Raw genomic sequence first — 16,883 nt, 5'->3', positions numbered from 1 at the left:
CCTGGTCCCAAACCAGGCGCGATGACCGGACTACGCTACGCCCCGAGGGTGTCATCAGTAACGAATTTTACTTCGTTTTTGCGGTTGCAAATGTACAATACTTTTTGGAATAAAAAAATAAATTTATGAATAAATTTTAATTATTTTTTTATGAACGCTCTTTGATTAGGTATACTTATTTAAAAATCACGTTCTTGGATTATTTTGTTATCCCTCACTAAAATGGATGTCTTTTACCCAAACCGGAGAAAAAACAAAAGACTCACTGTTTCCAGTAAGTCTTTAAGTGAGCGCGAAAGGATTCGAACCTTTGACCGTCTGCTTAGAAGGCAGATGCTCTATCCAGCTGAGCTACGCACCCTAAATGTTTTTTTTAAAGTCGGGGCGGCAGGATTCGAACCTGCGACCTCCTGGTCCCAAACCAGGCGCGATGACCGGACTACGCTACGCCCCGAAAGGGTCATCAATAACGAATTTTACTTCATTTTTAGGGCTCCAAAGTTGCGATTCTTTTTTTAATAAAAAAAGAAAACGAAGTATAATTTTTAATTAATTTTTTATGCGCCCGTTTTTATTACCTTTACCCTGTTAATAACCATTGATTTAGCCCAATTAAAAATGATGAAAGAATTTTCGTTTTTTTTGTTCACATTAAACATTCTTATCCCGAAATATAAAAAAACAGCCTGGAAAGCAGGAGCTTGTTTTCCTCTGTTCTGTTGTTTTTTGATGGTGATGTCTTCTTGCTATAAGAATCAGGAATTTGTAAGTCACACTATTGTAAATGCATCACTGAGTTTACCCAAATCAATGGTCGTTAAAAAAGAATGGACTGAAGATTCCCGGTTATACACCATTAATACTGCAAATAAGCACATTGGTTATATTTATTATGGTGATTATAAACCTTTTGTGGAAGATAATTATATGATTACGATAGAGCCTGAGATTTTTGAGAAGTTTAAGAATAACAGAGAATTCAGAGCTTATTTTTCTGATAATTCTAACAGATATTACAGAAATGGAGTTTTTAATGTTAATTATTATTACTAGGATAGGATATAATCAATAAACACAGCGCTAAGATTATGATGCCGAAAAAAATGAATAAAGGATTTATTGGGATTCATTTTGATAGTGTAGATATTCACCAAAATAAAATGGCAATTATTATCAGTGATTTGATTGAAGAGAATAAACAGTTATTTTTAAAAGTTTTTAAAACTATTTGAAATAAGAATTAATGAAAGATATATTCGAGTTTAAAATTGTAATTTATGAAGAATTGTCGGAGAATCTGGTTGACTGGTTTATTTCTTTTATTGAACATCATGGTCTGTATTGGGGAGGTGGTTGTTCTGGTAATCAGATCAATGGAGGATTATATGCTGACGAGAGTGTAGTACTTAATATCAATGATTTTATGAGAGTGTTTGTTACATTTTTTATGCATCTGGAAATTAAAATCCATAAAATTGAGATTAATATGCATGACTTTTATTTTTATCGTTTTGATCATGATGTTTTTGTTGAAAATTATTCTTCGTTACCTGTCAATATTTGCTGTCGGGAGTTATAATTATTCCGGCGAAAAATGAAATACCTTCCAAAAAAAACTGAATGTTTTATGAAGAAATATAGAGATATCCATCATTATTACCTTTCCAATTTTTTTAAACATAGTGAATTGAGCTGTGATAGCTTTTGGCTGTTTTATAATCTTGAGGATGGAATTCAAATGGAAAATTTTCTTCCTGACCAAAAAGTTTATTCGTTTTTATGGGAGTATGCAGATAAAGATATTTTAGTAAAAATAGATGAATGGAAAAGAGCATTCAGAAGAAATGATATTGAGTTCTTACCAGAGGCTAAGCTACACAAACGAGATTACCTGTCAGGAAAGCGAAAAGTATATCTGGATTGCCTGGAAACCAATCTTAAAACTGCAGATGAAAAATTTAAAGGCCTGACCGCATATGATACCGGACAACGCTTTTTTCAGATTGTGACCGATGAGGATCTCTCTTTTAAAGATATCGATTTAAGTTTTCTGGAATTAACAGATACAGGAGATAAATCTAGAGCGCTTATCAGAATTTTAGATACTGATGGTATTCAGACATTGATCTTAAATGGTTACCATCACCGTGGAGAATTACTGAAAGTCTGCATTGTGAAGAGTGACAAAACTAGCTTAAAAATAACAGAAGATTTACCCCTAAATATCTTTGAAAACACCTATGTGTCCATGCCATTTAACTGGTGAAATTGTAGTTCTGAACTCAAGAGGCTGTGGATAGATATTTTTCATACAAAAGAAATAGAAATTTAATAATCATGTTGATTATAATTGCCGGCATATTTCTATACAAAGCTATATTTTCGTCAAAAAGCAAAGACCGTTTTTTAGATGAAATTAGAAATAAAGGTATAAAATCAATAGTTAGCAAAAAGTATATTAATTATGATAATCACAATATACCATTCTTGGTGTATGGCAATAAAGATAGTATAGTGGTTTATAGAGATTGGTGGGATAAGGTTTTGGATGGAGACTCAATAATAAAACCAAAAGGTTCTTTAGAGATAGTTATTAAAAACTCTGATAAAATTGAAAAATTTGATTATCAAGATAAATTTGGTTTAGAACCCAACTTTTGAGTTAATACATTTAGTTTTAGCTGATACCAATAAACTTAATAGTTTTACAAGTTTTGTTATATACAAAATTGAAGACTTTGCTGGACAAGATCCTAAGAGTAAGGGTGTTTATGAAATAAAATAATTTGGTAAATAAAAATGGAGGTATTTTTAAATAATATTAAAATAGATTATCTAGATCTTACTAGAAATAAGAAAATTGTCAATGATGAATTATTGCTGAAGGTTAAGCCTGAAGCTAAATCCATTATTTTAGCAGAATTAGAAAAGCCTGAAATTAAGCTAACCGTAAAGATTTACAATAAAGCAGGTAAAAAAGAAATATTGTATAAAACCCGATTTATCGTAGACTATGTTTTAACTGAGGAAGATTATAATGAGACAGATGGGATCGTTCTTTATGGAACTATGATTAATAAAATGAGTAGTACAGGAAGAGGATATGATCAATATCTTATGGAAAATTTTTACAATTGGTTCAATTATTCAGAATTTAACTGGTGGGAGACTGAGAACAGTGAACTTAAAAACTCTTATCTCCAGGCTTGTTTTATTTGGAACCATGGTCTTTATAAAATGAGTAAAGAGAATAGCATCATGAAAATGGAGGGAAGTCTTGTTAAAAATAATGAAGATTATTTCTGTTATTTAGGTGAATTATTTTTTGGGAAAAGAGGCTTTATGGGAAATGGATTGGATTCACTTCACGATCATACTATAGACGTAAGTAAGAATAATAATATGCAAAAATTCTATTTGCATATCAATTCAGCAGCTGTTCTAGAAAAAGCATTGGGAACTGGTTGTTTTTTTAGATCTTTAGAAATTTTAAAAAGGACGGGGCTTAATATTTATGTAGATGATTTAGCTTTTTAAGATTCTCTCACTCTGCAAAGTCTCCCGACTTTGATGCAAAAAAAAATCAAATAACTTAATTCAATATTATAAAAACCTCGCATTTTGCGAGGTTTTTTAATTAAAAAGCCCCACTAATCCCTATATTTGCCCCATGAAACGATTAATGCTGTTGTACGTACTTTTCCCTTTATTCCTGTTCTCACAGACGACTGGAAAAGTGATCAAAATTTCAGACGGAGACACAATTACTTTATTGCTTAAAGGCAATCAACAAAAAAAGATCAGATTAGCCGAAGTCGATTGTCCGGAAAATGGGCAGGCGTTCGGTAAAAATGCCAGGCAGTTTACTTCTGCTCAGGTATTCGGGAAAACGGTAAGCTTTGTTGAAACCACTACAGACCGTTATGGAAGATCCATTGCGAAAGTGTACTATGATGACGGAAAATACCTTTCCAGAGAGCTTATCAAAGCCGGAATGGGATGGTGGTATTTTTCCTATTCCAAAGATGCCTCTTTGGGAAAACTGCAGGAAACCGCACAACAGAAGAAAATAGGTCTGTGGCAGGATAGTAATGCCATTGCTCCGTGGGAATATCGTAAAATCAAACGGGAACTTAGAAAGACGAAGAAAATGGAAGCTGCTAAAAATGGAGCAAAAATAAAAGATGTTGCATTTATAGAAGGTTAGTGTTTAATCTGATAAGTGGTAAAAAATGAAAACGGTCAATTAAGCCTCCATCAATCATGCAATTGATGCTCATAATGAAGGGACTCTGAAGAATGTATAAGATAGAATTATCCAAAGTTTCGGAATAAATTACATGAAACTAAAATAAACAAAAAACCTCACAATAAGAATTGTGAGGTTTTTGTGAGCGCGAAAGGATTCGAACCTTTGACCGTCTGCTTAGAAGGCAGATGCTCTATCCAGCTGAGCTACGCACCCTTAAAAGTTGATTCCCGCTTAGTAAATAAGCACATTAAAAAGTCGGGGCGGCAGGATTCGAACCTGCGACCTCCTGGTCCCAAACCAGGCGCGATGACCGGACTACGCTACGCCCCGAATATATAAGAAGAGCGGAGGGTAAGGGATTCGAACCCTTGCGACACTTTCGCGTCGACAGTTTAGCAAACTGCTCCGTTAACCACTCCGGCAACCCTCCTTTTTTGTTTATTTTTTAATGATCGTTGTTCCGTTATTGCGAGTGCAAATATAGAACAGATTTCTTTATTTACCAAATAAAATTCAAGAAAATTTTGTGTATTTTTGAACTAATAAATCATCCAAAAACCAAACTGATGCGTAAAACATTATATATCATCGGATTAAGCACATTTGTTTTTTCATGTACTTCCAGGCAAAATGTGAAAAAAAATACTTACAAACCGAAAACCCCAACAACACAGGCGAAACCAGCTGTTCAGACAAAACCTCCGGTTGCTCAAAAACCTAAAGTTGTATCTGATCATGGAGTGGATTTTTTTACGACCAATATAGCAGATCCAACCAAAAATGATAATACGGCAAGTTATGGTTCTATCGTATCTGCAAAACCAGGCGGATATAAGGTGGTGAAAACTTTTTTTCCTGCAGTGGCCCAGAATTTCAGACAGCGTTATCTGATATTACATTATACAGCTCTTGCAGATGATAAATCAGTTACTGTTCTGACCCAACAGGCGGTAAGTGCCCATTATCTTGTAAATAATGCCGGAGATAATGAGATCTATCAATTGGTGGATGAAAACAAGCGGGCATATCATGCAGGCGTAAGTGCGTGGAGAAATGATAAAAATCTTAACGATAATTCTATCGGTATTGAAATTGTAAATACAGGCTATACTACAGATAGTACCGGTAAAAGAATTTTTGCCCCTTTTAGTGATGAGCAGGTAAAAAAAGTGGCTGCATTGGTTAAAGATATTGTAACAAGGTATCAGATCCAGCCAACAAACGTATTGGGCCATTCAGATATTGCCCCTACAAGAAAGCAGGATCCTGGACCGATGTTCCCATGGAAAAAGCTCTATGACGAATATCAGGTTGGAATGTGGTATGATGAAGCTGCCAAACAGACGTATCTTGCAACTGCACAGGCAGACCTGGCAGCCAGATATAATGATGCCAGCTTTATTTTCCTTATTCAGACTTCATTACAGAAATTCGGATATGCACTTGATCTTAGCGGACAATGGGACGATGCTACCAAGAAAACAATTGAAGCTTTCCAGTACCACTTCCGTCCACAGAATTATGACGGAATCATGGATGCTGAAACATGGGCAATACTCCAGGCTTTAAATCAAAAATATACTGTAAAATAATTCAAATTAAAACGCATCGGTTAGATGCGTTTTTGCTATCTTTAAACGATCAAAAACAGTAAAATATCTGTAATGGAAAATTTCAGAAAAGAAAGTGATCTATTAGGTGAGCTGAATGTGCCTTTAGACGCTTATTATGGGGTTCAGACACAAAGAGCTATCGACAATTTTAAAATTTCAGGACAGCTTTTGTCTTCCTATCCGGATTTCATAAAAGGATTGGCGTTTGTAAAAAAAGCAGCGGCAAAAACCAATTATGAATTAGGGCTTTTAGACGAAAATCTGTATTTTAAAATAGCAGAAGCATGTGATGAAATTGTAGAAGGGAAATATCATGAGCAGTTTCCGGTAGATATGATTCAGGGAGGCGCTGGAACTTCCATCAACATGAATGCGAATGAAGTGATCGCCAATATCGTGTTGGAAAAATTAGGAAAAAATAAAGGAGAATACGAGTTCTGTTCACCTAATGATCATATCAATCTCTCTCAATCTACGAATGATGCTTATCCTACAGCAATCAAAATGGGACTGCTTCAGATGAACATCGGATTGGTGGAAAAACTGGAAAGAATTATCACGGCTTTCCGTGCAAAAGGGCAGGAATTCCAGGATGTGATCAAAATGGGACGTACACAGCTTCAGGATGCCGTTCCGATGACTTTAGGACAGGAGTTTGAAGCCTACGCAGCCACTTTGGAAGAAGATATCTCCAAGCTTAATAACAATGCCAGCCTATTTGTGGAAGTAAATATGGGAGCTACAGCAATCGGAACAGGATTAAATGCTCCGGTAGGATATGCTGCCCTTTGTGCTAAAAACTTAGCTCAGATTACAGGATTTCCGATTGTTTCAGCACCTGATTTAGTAGAAGCCACTCCTGATACAGGGTCTTATGTAATCTACTCTTCAGCAACAAAACGTCTTGCAGTAAAGCTGTCTAAAATCTGTAATGATTTAAGATTACTTTCATCAGGTCCAAGAGCAGGTCTTTTTGAAATCAACCTTCCGCCAATGCAGCCAGGATCTTCTATCATGCCTGGGAAAGTAAATCCTGTAATTCCGGAAGTGGTCAACCAGGTTTGTTTCAAAGTAATCGGGAATGATCTTACCGTAACTTTTGCCGCAGAAGCAGGACAGCTGCAGCTGAATGTAATGGAACCGGTACTTTCTCATGCCATTATGGAAAATATCAACTTCCTTTGCAATGCTTTGGATACACTTCGTGACAAATGTGTGGTTGGAATTACCGCCAATAAGGAAGTCTGCCTGAATATGGTGAAACACAGCATCGGTATTGTAACCGCATTAAACCCTTATATCGGATACAAACAGTCTACACAAATTGCTAAAGAAGCATTAGAAACCGGTAAAAGCGTTTACAACCTTGTTCTGGAGAAAGGAATTCTTTCTCAGGAAAAACTGGATGAAATTCTTGATCCGAAGAACATGCTGAAACCGCATAACAAATAAAATCATCAACGATAAATGATCAATGATAATTGATGCCCTCAAAAGCTACTCATCATTGATCATTTATTATTCATCATTTATACTATAATTCGTGAGGTTTTTAATCATCATTCCCGCTCATAACGAAGAAGACAACCTCCCATTTACTCTTAATTCTCTGCAACAGCAAAGCAGCAAAGATTTTAAAGTAGTGGTAGTGAATGACGGTTCTACAGACAGAACAGCTGAAGTGATCAGGAAATACACAGAAACTGATTCCCGTTTTGAAACAATCAACCTTCAGAAATCTGAACATCAGCCAGGTTCTAAAGTAGTTCATGCTTTTAACAACGGACTCAATACTCAAACGATAAATGAATTTGACATTATCTGTAAATTTGATGCCGATATCATTCTTCCGGAAAACTACCTCACTGCAGTAGAAACAGCTATTATCAATCATCCCGAATATGGCCTTGTAGGAGGCCTTCTGTATATAGAAAAAGACGGAAATTGGGTGTATGAAGGTAATTCTAATAAACATCACGTAAGAGGTCCTGTGAAGGCTTACCGTAAAGAATGTTTTATTCAGATTGGCGGTTTAAGGGAAACTTTGGGCTGGGATAATATTGACTCTATACTGTTGGAAAATCTGGGATGGAAAGAAGTTGTTCTTCCTGAGCTCCATGTAAAGTTGATTAAAGTAAAAGGAGCTGATTATACGATACGTCCTGCAGATTATTACGGAAGATATTTTTATTTCTTAGGACTGAACAGGTTTCTGGCTTATATCGCCTCCTCAAAAGAAGCTATGAAAAGTAAGTCTGCTTCATTTTTCTTTGATATCATAAGGTCTTATGAAAGCTGCAGATCAAAGAAATTAGCACTGAAAATTACAAAAGAAGAACAAAAAGCCGTTAATGATAAGCGTTGGAGAATGCTGAAAAAGAAATGGCTTAAGATGTAAAAGATAAATTATTTTATACATTGTAAATGTTCATCAGTAGAAACGGGCTTTAGCCCGTTTAATTAAAAAAATAAAAATCCATTGGCTTTAGCCAAAACTTAAAATATAACTCCCGCAAACCCTTGAAAAAAATAGCTTACATAGAAATAGACACTCACGCAGAAATAGCTCACGCTTTCATGGATATTATGGAAGGTTGTCAGGATTTTGCGGTAGACTATTATTTTTCAAAGAGAATCAAAGATCAGGTAAGTCATCACAATGAAGCAGTTTTCTTATCAGACAGTTCTATGATTATGGATCAGCTAAAGGGAAAAGGGTATGATCTGGTGATCATAGGAACTGTTCATCGTTATTTTAATACATTTTTGGCAGTAACAAAAAAGTATAATACCGCAGTCATTACCCATAATCTTAATTTCATAAAATCTTCAAAGCTGGACCTTATAAAAAGTGTTTTCAAAGGAGATATTATCTTCAGATTAAAACTATGGCTGAAGGAAGGATTATTTTACAAAACCAAAGTTTATAAGACTTCAGGAACTCTTTTCGTGCTGGATGAAGCATTGGTTTCAGGGAGATATCAGTATTTGCCGCTGTTTTATACAAGAGATTTTGATAAAGCAAAAAATGAAGAACTTGTGGTGGTGATTCCTGGTGGAGTTTCACAGAAAAGAAGAGATTACGCCCATATTTTTAAAACTATTCAGAAACTCAGTACGGATCAGCCCTGCAAATTTGTTTTCCTTGGAAAAGCGGGCGGACACGAGTTAAAACAACTTGAAAACCTGCCTGGAAAATTACCGGAAAATATTGAAATTACCTGTTTTTCAGAAAGAGTTTCCTCCGAAGATTTTGAAAAATGGATGCAGAAAGCAGATGTTTTATGGTGCCCGATTCAGCAGGAAACAGAGTTTTTCGGCATGAAAGAAATTTATGGACTGACTAAAATGACAGGAAATCTGGGTGATGCCATCGCCTACGGAAAATTGGCGGTTTTTCCAGGAAATTATCCTTCAAAACTGGACTTCATTATTGCTGAAAAAGAAAATGTTCTTGAACAATTAAGAACTGTTTCAGAGACTTCATTTGATTTTTTGACAACATACAGCAGGAAAGAAGTTCAGAAGAAACTGGAACAATTTCTAACATCTTTGATCTGAAAAGTCTGGATTATTCTTTTATTTTATCTTAAATACACTCTTGATAAACCTCATATTCAGATAGTCTTCAACCGGGAAAATCTTGGTGAAGTAATTTCCGATATAGATCAGTATCAAAACAACTGCAGGTTTGTAAACAAGATTAAGCAGATTGCTGTTGAAATTTGGGAGAACAATAGCCACGGTAATAGCTAAAGTACAGATAATGGAGACAAAAATCATTTCAATACTCAAAGGCGAAACCTTAAACACAATATAATTGAAAACAATTTTCACCACATTGTAAATGGTAAGGGAAATTGCTGTAGACAGAGCAATTCCGATCAGCTTCAGATCCGTGTTTTTAATGAAATAATAATTCAGTCCGATCGTTAATCCCGCCAGCAAAAGCATCACCAGAATATTGAATCTGTAATATTTTGAGAGTGAAATAATATTCCCGTTGAATCCGGTAGCAAGATCTATTAATACTGCAGAACCCCAGATCCAGACTACGGGTTCATATTCTCTGAGCATGGTTCCGTTCTTTGGCATGAACTGCGTCAGATAAGGAAATCCTACCATAATACATGAGAATAAAACAGCACCAAGGAAATACAGTGTTAAAGAAGTTTTTTTATGGAACCTGTCCAGTTCCACCATATCTCCGTCTGCCAGAGTTTTGTTGATGATAGGTGCTGAAATATTAAATAATCCAAGCTGGGGAATAGAAATTAACGAGATCAGAGCATACAGAACAGAATAAATTCCAACCTCTTCCATTCCCATAAATTCTCCGATCATAAAGCTGTTGATCGCCAGATAATTTCCAAAAGTTCCCAGAAATCCAAAGAAACTGTAATTGAAAAACTCTTTCCAGAAATTATTCTTTTTGAAATAATCGGTATTAAAATCCAGCTGAATTTTTTCCAGTTTGTTGGTGTAATAAATATATCCCAAAAGCATTAAAAAGAAAATTCCAAAAAAGAAAGCATATGCAATGATCTGTGACGCAGAAGCTGTAACATTCTGTGATAAAGCAAAGAAAAAAAGACAGAATGCTCCCAGGTTCGCTATTTTCGGAAACAGATTGTCGAAGATATTGGAAACTACAATTCTTTTGTAATTGGATGTGTATTTATTGAAAATAGCACAGAATGAAAGGATTAAAATCAATGGCAGAATCATTTCCTTGATCTTCCATGCTTCTGAATGTCTGAATTTCGGATAAAAATAGGGAAGTATAAAAAATACAGCCGTGAAAATAATAAAGTTGATAAAAACCGTCAGTAGTGACAGTGACAGCATATTCTGTTTTTTACCATCTTTTTCTACTTTGTGAAAAAATTTCACATTCGAATAAGAAATACCCAAAACAACAAAAGGAACCAGCATTTCAGCTGTAGGAAGAATGTAGCGTAGCTTTCCGTAAAATTCAAAATCATTCGGAAATATGAATATTGCGGAAACCGTGCCCAGCAAAAAACCAATATAACCGATAATGGAATATTTGAAGCCTTGTCTCGCTACTACACTCATAAGTTGTTTTAAATGTTTTTAGGTATAAAAATAATATTGTTGATGTACTGAGTTTTATTTTTTTCGTCGTTTGTATTTTGCGTTATGATATCTTCTGTAAGATTTTCCAGCGTAAAGCTGTTTCTGTTAAGATATTTGGCATCGTATCCCCAGCTCATCACTTCGGATATTTCATTCCATATAGGAGTTTGGTGGTGTCTTTGTTCCATTTCGACCATTAAAGTCGGCTTAAATTGTCTGATGGTTTCTCTCGCCCCGGACAATGTTTTTATTTCATTTCCTTCAACGTCTATTTTGATAAAATCAAGTCTGCTGAAATTTTCCAGTGCAGCCCATTCATCAAGCTTGATAACTTTTACTTGCTCCGTATAGCTTTTCTCTTCTCCTTTTTCTTTGTAAGAAGTATTTAAAGTGCCGCGGGAAGCAATGGTTTTTCCATTAATAATGGGTACTTTGAACTCTGCAATCCTGTTTTCGTCAGAAAGAGCCAGAGGGAGAATGTGCATGTTAGAAAAAAGTCTTTTTAGTCTTCTGTAAAGCTTTTTATTAGGTTCAAAACCATAAATATGCTCATGCTTCAAGGTGTTTTCCAGCTGATAAAGGAAAGTTCCCACATTGGCACCAATATCCAGTATCACAGCATTTTTAGGAAGGTATTCTTTGATCCATACCAATTCCGGTTCTACATTACGTTCCGAAAAGTTATTTTTATTAAGATTATTTAAAGCTTTAAAATATCTTTTTTTGTAGAAATTCGGGCTTATGTATTGTAGTTTCTCTGCAATTTTTTGGTATAAAGACATCTTTGGCTTTTTGGCGAACAGCAAAGATAAGTAAAAATGTAAAACTTTTCTTAAAAAATGTTAATTATAATGGCTTGATTTTCAGGATAGGTTTTTAAAATCACTTTTGTAACCTGTTGAATTTTAATATATTTTTGATTTGTCCCAGAGATATCTGCATACCCTGAATATCTCAATAATAATATTCTAAAATAATACAAACCAGTAAGAACGCACCCGATTCTCTGTTAAAAATGAGTGATCTGTGATTGAAAAAAAATAAAACTGTTTAAAGAAAAGGTGTATTCAGGAAATCATTGAAAGGCTTCATCAGTTTGAAAACTTTGGTCATGTTTTTCACCGCATTTTTGTCCAGTACTTCCTCATCTTTCAGAGAATATACCACAATAAAGTTTTTAAGCTTGAGATATTCTCCCATAGGATCATCTTTCTCAAAACCCTGAGGTATTTTCTTCAGTTTGTCTTCCTGATCAAGTTCCGGAAAATGTTTTTTGAAATCTTTATTATTGAGAATTTTCAGAAAATCATCTCCGTACAAAGAAATTTCTTTACGAACTTCTTTCAGTACGGAAGATTCCGGCATGTAAATTCCTCCGGCTAAAAAGGATTTTCCAGGTTCCAGGTGAAGGTAATAACCTCCTTTCTGATTTCCTTTTCCCATTCCAAGAGAAGCTCCGAAATTGGTTTTATAAGGAGATTTGTCCTTAGAAAAACGGGTGTCTCTGTAAATTCTGAAAAGGGCTTTTTTACTGTCAATTTTAGCAAGCTCATCATCAAAACCAGACATTTCTTTGATGAGTTCATCTAAAAATGAAACTACATTTTGCTGAGATTCTGTGTACAGGTCTTTATTTTCATTAAACCATTCGCGGTTATTATTTTTATTTAACTTTTGTAAAAAATCAAAAGTTTTGGGAGAAATACTTGCAGACATATTGTGTTAAGTGTTTTTTTGTTATTACATGAGATTCGAAGCTGCTTCCCGAGCCCGGACCAAAATTTCAAAGCCCTGAAACCTCAAAACCAAATGTACAAAAAGTATTCATAGAAATATTATTCTGTTTTTTCTATTCAATAAAATTTCCCAGATTTCATACGGATGCATAATAGTATGGATGGACAGGTATTAAATGATTATGCAGAAAGATGCCAAAAGAAAAATTTACTTTTCATGGCTTTATTTTTGAAAATTCATAAATAGTACAGAAAAAATCAATCGAATTTAATAAAAAAAAATAATGTTTAACAATTTTCTAATCTGAGGCTTGTTTTTTTGGGTTTAATTTTCCAAAAATTAAAAAAATATTACAGGATTGTGAATTTAAGATTGTATATTTAAAACTTTATTCAAAAACAAATCAAATATTTATTGTATCTTTGCAAAAATTTTAAAATAGTTAATGAATTTATTTACGGAAACCAATTTAAGTCCTGATATCCTTAAGGCAATTGGCGAACTGGGCTACGAAAGCCCAACAGAAATCCAAAAACAGACTATCCCTTTTATTCTTTCAGATATTCGCGACTTGATCGCACTTGCGCAGACGGGGACAGGCAAAACAGCAGCGTTTTCGCTTCCGATTTTGGATATGATTGACGATACGAGTCGCAAAATCCAATTATTGGTGCTTTGTCCGACACGGGAATTATGTCTTCAGATTTCGAAGGACATAAAGAATTACTCTAAGTATATGAAAGACATCAAGACAACTGCGGTTTATGGTGGAAGTAGTATTGTAGAGCAGATGAGATCTTTGAAGGATAAACCACAAATCATTGTGGGAACTCCGGGAAGAGTAATTGATCTTATCAACAGAAAAGCACTAGACTTTTCTGCGATTCATTGGTTGGTATTAGACGAAGCTGATGAAATGCTTTCTATGGGATTCAAGGATGAATTGGAAACCATTCTAAGCGAAACTCCGGAAACGAAACAAACTTTCTTATTCTCTGCAACGATGAATAAAGAGGTGGAAAGAATTTCCAAGAATTATCTTACAAAACCACATCGTATTTCAGTAGGTTCTATCAACGAAGTGAAGAAGAACATTACTCACGAATACTATGTTGTAGGATACCGTCAGAAAAAAGAAGCATTGAAGAGACTTATTGATGCGAATCCTAACCAGTACTCCATTATCTTCTGCAGAACGAGAATGGAAACTCAGGAGGTTGCTGATTTCTTAATGCAGAACGGATATGCAGCTGATGCTCTTCACGGTGATCTTTCTCAGGCGCAGAGAGATACGGTAATGAAGAAATTCAGATTGAAAAACATCGATATTCTTGTAGCAACAGACGTAGCAGCAAGAGGATTGGATGTGAACTCTTTAACTCACGTTATTCACTTCTCTTTACCAGATGATCCTGAAGTATTCGTTCACAGAAGCGGAAGAACAGGTAGAGCTGGGAAAGATGGTATTTCCATGGCTTTAATCAAGCCTGAAGAAAGCAGAAAACTGAAACAGATCAAATCTGCAACAAAAATTGAAATCAACGAGAAATTCATTCCTACTGGTGATGATATTATCAAAGCTCAGGTAGGTGGTGTATTCGAAAAATTATTGACCGAGCACGAAGATCTTTTCGAATTTGATGACAGCTTAATCCCGGATCTGAGCAACTTTACAAAAGAAGAACTGGTACACCAGCTTCTACAGTTCCAGTTGAGAGATCTTGCTTTATACTACAAAGACAAGCATGATCTTGTAGAGCAGAAATTCAGCAGCAGAGATGACGATTACTCCAGAAGAGACCGTGGCCGTGAAAGAGACAGAGACAGAGGTCGTGACAGAGATAGAGGAGATCGTGGAAGAGACAGAGATCGTGGGGCAAAACCAAGAAGAAGAGATGAAAACATGGTAAGATTCTTCTTCAACCTTGGTAAGAAAGACCATTTGAAAAAGCTTGATGTTTTAGATATTATCAATAAGGCAACTGCTGGCGGAAAAACCAAAAAGAGAGCTGAAATCGGTGATATCGAAATCTTAGAGAAATTCTCTTTCTTCGAAGTTGAAAAATCTTTCAAAGACAATGTATTGAGCAATATTCAATCTATGAAGTTCAAAGGAAAAGATATGAGAGCTGAAGTAGCAAACTAATCTCTTCCTATACCATACAAAACCGGCATTAATGCCGGTTTTTTTTATTGATAATCAGTTGTTAAGCGAATGTTAACAAAACTTAATGTCATATAGTTTCACGTACAATCCTTTTTTAAGAAATTTGCACACGAATTATAAATACTAAAAAATGGGAATTGGTAATATTTTCCACGCTTTTCAACCAAAAGATAAAATCTTCTTTGTACTTTTCGAAAAAGTAACTGAAAATCTAGTTGCAATGTCAGAAGAATTCAACACAGGAATCAAGGATTTCGATCTTAATGACGATTCAATGTTGAAGAAAATGAGCGACTTCGAACACAAGAATGATGAACTTACTCACGAAATTTTCGTAGAATTAGGGAAGAACTTCATTACACCTTTTGACCGTGAAGACATTCACACACTGGCAACAGGACTTGATGATATCGCTGATTATATCTACGCATCCACAAAATATATTTTCCTTTACAAATCACCTGAGATGAAGGCTTATTCAGACTTCTCTTTATTGATCCACAAAGCATGTCTTGAAATTCAGAATGCTATGAAAAACCTGAAAGGGTTTAAAAATATGGAACAGGTGAAAGAAGCTTGTATTAAGGTGAACTCTATTGAGAATATTGCTGACGATTTGCTTTCCAACTCAATGGTAGAATTATTTGAAACCAATGATGCCATCAACATTATTAAAGTTTCATCCGTATTAAACTACCTTGAAATTGTAACAGACAAAGCAGAAGATGTTGCCAATACCATTGAGAACATCATGATTAAATACGCCTAATACATAGCAAAAATGGAATTTCCGATTTTACTTATAGTTATTATTGCGCTGGCATTGATCTTCGATTATATCAATGGTTTCCATGATGCAGCCAACTCAATTGCAACTATAGTTTCTACAAAAGTTTTAACTCCATTCCAGGCTGTACTTTGGGCGGCGCTTTGGAACTTTGCAGCTTTCTTTATTGCTGCTTATATTATTGGAGAATTCAAAATTGGTAACACAATTGCCAAAACAGTTAACGAGAATTTTATCACCCTTGAAGTTATATTTTCCGGTCTTGTGGCAGCTATTGCCTGGAACCTCCTTACGTGGTGGTTCGGAATCCCCTCATCATCATCACATACGCTGATCGGAGGTTTCCTGGGAGCAGCTCTTATGCATGCTTTCATGATGGATTATCATGATGTGGTGGCAACACAGCCAGATCTTGGAATGTGGGGTACTGTTAAAGAAGCTTTCAATCAGGTTACCCATCAGAGTGTAGTGAAGTTTGATAAAGTAATTCCTATCTTCCTGTTCATTTTTATGGCACCAATTATAGGGATGATTATCTCAATCATCATTACCCTGATTATTGTACACCTTTATAAAAGATCAAACCCACACAAAGCAGACCAGTCTTTCAAAAGATTACAGCTGGCTTCTTCAGCTTTATTCAGCTTGGGGCACGGTTTGAATGATGCTCAGAAAGTAATGGGGATCATTGGTGCAGCACTTATCTATTATCATGTTGAAATGCTGCATGACCCGGTTTATCTGAATATTCCTGCTGCAGGACGTTTTGATTATTTTGCAGAACATTACCTTTGGGTTCCTTTGGTATCATTCCTTGCTATCGGTTTAGGAACCATGAGCGGTGGTTGGAAGATCATAAAAACCATGGGTACCAAGATTACTAAGGTAACTTCATTAGAAGGTGTAAGTGCAGAAACCGCAGGTGCTATTACCTTGTTCATTACAGACCACTTCGGTATTCCTGTATCTACTACCCATACGATTACTGGTTCTATCATCGGGGTAGGATTAACGAAAAGAATTTCAGCGGTAAGATGGGGAATCACTGTAAGCTTACTTTGGGCTTGGGTTCTTACCATTCCGATCTCTGCAATAGTAGCGGGAATTACCTATCTTGTGGTAACTTTCGTTTTCTAAAAAACAAATCATATAATTATATAAACTTTGTCCGTTTGGGCAAAGTTTTTTGTTTTATAAAGCCCTGAAAAATCGTATTTTTGTTCAAAT

The 16,883-nt window shown here is 35.3% G+C and carries 17 protein-coding genes and 5 tRNA genes; 14 read left to right on the top strand and 8 right to left on the bottom strand.

All coding sequences use genetic code 11. From position 1 onward, the window contains the following. Positions 1-287: 287 nt before the first annotated feature. A tRNA-Arg gene (locus tag EK417_RS11950) sits at positions 288-361 on the bottom strand. 18 nt (positions 362-379) lie between these two features. Further along, positions 380-454: transfer RNA gene (locus EK417_RS11945), tRNA-Pro, on the bottom strand. 164 nt (positions 455-618) lie between these two features. On the opposite strand from EK417_RS11945, the gene EK417_RS11940 reads away from it, so the two are divergent. The 7 genes from EK417_RS11940 (at position 619) to EK417_RS11915 (ending at position 4,207) form a co-directional block, all read left to right on the top strand. Further along, positions 619-1,053, top strand: a complete 435-nt coding sequence (locus tag EK417_RS11940; protein ID WP_136522278.1) for a hypothetical protein — start codon at positions 619-621, stop codon at positions 1,051-1,053. Positions 1,054-1,103: 50 nt separating this feature from the next. After that, on the top strand, positions 1,104-1,232 hold the full coding sequence (locus EK417_RS21555; protein ID WP_262709822.1) for a hypothetical protein: 129 nt from the start codon (positions 1,104-1,106) through the stop codon (positions 1,230-1,232). An 11-nt stretch (positions 1,233-1,243) separates the two neighbouring features. Continuing rightward, positions 1,244-1,579, top strand: a complete 336-nt coding sequence (locus tag EK417_RS11935; RefSeq protein ID WP_136522277.1) for a hypothetical protein — start codon at positions 1,244-1,246, stop codon at positions 1,577-1,579. 48 nt (positions 1,580-1,627) lie between these two features. Beyond that, entirely contained in the window at positions 1,628-2,266 is a 639-nt protein-coding gene (locus EK417_RS11930; RefSeq protein ID WP_136522276.1) for a hypothetical protein, read from the top strand. 71 nt (positions 2,267-2,337) lie between these two features. Then, a complete protein-coding gene (locus EK417_RS11925) occupies positions 2,338-2,661 on the top strand; it encodes a hypothetical protein (RefSeq protein WP_110367790.1) in 324 nt (107 codons plus the stop codon). 138 nt (positions 2,662-2,799) lie between these two features. After that, positions 2,800-3,537, top strand: coding sequence for a barstar family protein (locus tag EK417_RS11920; protein WP_136522275.1), 738 nt, complete (start codon positions 2,800-2,802; stop codon positions 3,535-3,537). Positions 3,538-3,670: 133 nt separating this feature from the next. After that, positions 3,671-4,207 carry a thermonuclease family protein gene (locus tag EK417_RS11915; RefSeq protein ID WP_076597589.1) on the top strand — a complete coding sequence of 179 codons (537 nt, stop codon included), beginning with the start codon at positions 3,671-3,673 and terminating at the stop codon, positions 4,205-4,207. A 184-nt stretch (positions 4,208-4,391) separates the two neighbouring features. Here EK417_RS11915 and EK417_RS11910 read toward each other — a convergent pair. The 3 genes from EK417_RS11910 to EK417_RS11900 form a co-directional block, all read right to left on the bottom strand. Further along, a tRNA-Arg gene (locus tag EK417_RS11910) sits at positions 4,392-4,465 on the bottom strand. 42 nt (positions 4,466-4,507) lie between these two features. Beyond that, positions 4,508-4,582, bottom strand: a tRNA-Pro gene (locus EK417_RS11905). Positions 4,583-4,597: 15 nt separating this feature from the next. After that, positions 4,598-4,682, bottom strand: a tRNA-Ser gene (locus EK417_RS11900). A 136-nt stretch (positions 4,683-4,818) separates the two neighbouring features. Between EK417_RS11900 and EK417_RS11895 the strand changes: the two genes are divergently transcribed. From EK417_RS11895 to EK417_RS11880, 4 genes are all read left to right on the top strand, one after another. After that, complete coding sequence (locus EK417_RS11895; RefSeq protein ID WP_136522274.1) at positions 4,819-5,844, top strand: N-acetylmuramoyl-L-alanine amidase; 1,026 nt, start codon at positions 4,819-4,821, stop codon at positions 5,842-5,844. Between the two features lie 72 nt (positions 5,845-5,916). Beyond that, the gene (gene aspA / locus EK417_RS11890) at positions 5,917-7,317 is read left to right on the top strand and encodes an aspartate ammonia-lyase (RefSeq protein ID WP_076596734.1); all 1,401 of its coding nucleotides are present in this window, start codon (positions 5,917-5,919) and stop codon (positions 7,315-7,317) included. A 91-nt stretch (positions 7,318-7,408) separates the two neighbouring features. Beyond that, the gene (locus EK417_RS11885; RefSeq protein ID WP_136522273.1) at positions 7,409-8,263 is read left to right on the top strand and encodes a glycosyltransferase family 2 protein; all 855 of its coding nucleotides are present in this window, start codon (positions 7,409-7,411) and stop codon (positions 8,261-8,263) included. A gap of 122 nt (positions 8,264-8,385) precedes the next feature. Then, the gene (locus tag EK417_RS11880; protein ID WP_136522272.1) at positions 8,386-9,426 is read left to right on the top strand and encodes a glycosyltransferase family 4 protein; all 1,041 of its coding nucleotides are present in this window, start codon (positions 8,386-8,388) and stop codon (positions 9,424-9,426) included. An 18-nt stretch (positions 9,427-9,444) separates the two neighbouring features. Here EK417_RS11880 and EK417_RS11875 read toward each other — a convergent pair whose 3' ends face one another. From EK417_RS11875 to EK417_RS11865, 3 genes are all read right to left on the bottom strand, one after another. Further along, the gene (locus EK417_RS11875; protein ID WP_110367785.1) at positions 9,445-10,944 is read right to left on the bottom strand and encodes a lipopolysaccharide biosynthesis protein; all 1,500 of its coding nucleotides are present in this window, start codon (positions 10,942-10,944) and stop codon (positions 9,445-9,447) included. Between the two features lie 8 nt (positions 10,945-10,952). After that, the gene (locus tag EK417_RS11870) at positions 10,953-11,747 is read right to left on the bottom strand and encodes an FkbM family methyltransferase (RefSeq protein ID WP_076596738.1); all 795 of its coding nucleotides are present in this window, start codon (positions 11,745-11,747) and stop codon (positions 10,953-10,955) included. Positions 11,748-12,015: 268 nt separating this feature from the next. After that, positions 12,016-12,681 carry a DUF2461 domain-containing protein gene (locus EK417_RS11865; RefSeq protein ID WP_136522271.1) on the bottom strand — a complete coding sequence of 222 codons (666 nt, stop codon included), beginning with the start codon at positions 12,679-12,681 and terminating at the stop codon, positions 12,016-12,018. 466 nt (positions 12,682-13,147) lie between these two features. Between EK417_RS11865 and EK417_RS11860 the strand changes: the two genes are divergently transcribed. The 3 genes from EK417_RS11860 to EK417_RS11850 all read left to right on the top strand — a co-directional run bounded on the left by EK417_RS11860 (position 13,148) and on the right by EK417_RS11850 (position 16,793). Then, a complete protein-coding gene (locus EK417_RS11860) occupies positions 13,148-14,848 on the top strand; it encodes a DEAD/DEAH box helicase (protein ID WP_136522270.1) in 1,701 nt (566 codons plus the stop codon). A gap of 151 nt (positions 14,849-14,999) precedes the next feature. Further along, on the top strand, positions 15,000-15,638 hold the full coding sequence (locus EK417_RS11855) for a DUF47 domain-containing protein (RefSeq protein WP_027374906.1): 639 nt from the start codon (positions 15,000-15,002) through the stop codon (positions 15,636-15,638). 12 nt (positions 15,639-15,650) lie between these two features. Then, positions 15,651-16,793 (top strand): inorganic phosphate transporter, encoded by a 1,143-nt coding sequence (locus tag EK417_RS11850; protein WP_110367782.1) that lies wholly within the window; start codon positions 15,651-15,653, stop codon positions 16,791-16,793. Positions 16,794-16,883: the final 90 nt, after the last annotated feature.

Source organism: Chryseobacterium candidae (assembly GCF_004916905.1).
Taxonomy (GTDB): Bacteria; Bacteroidota; Bacteroidia; order Flavobacteriales; family Weeksellaceae; genus Chryseobacterium; species Chryseobacterium candidae.
The sequence above is the reverse complement of the archived record's forward strand: the minus strand, read 5'-3'. Positions and strand labels throughout refer to the sequence as shown.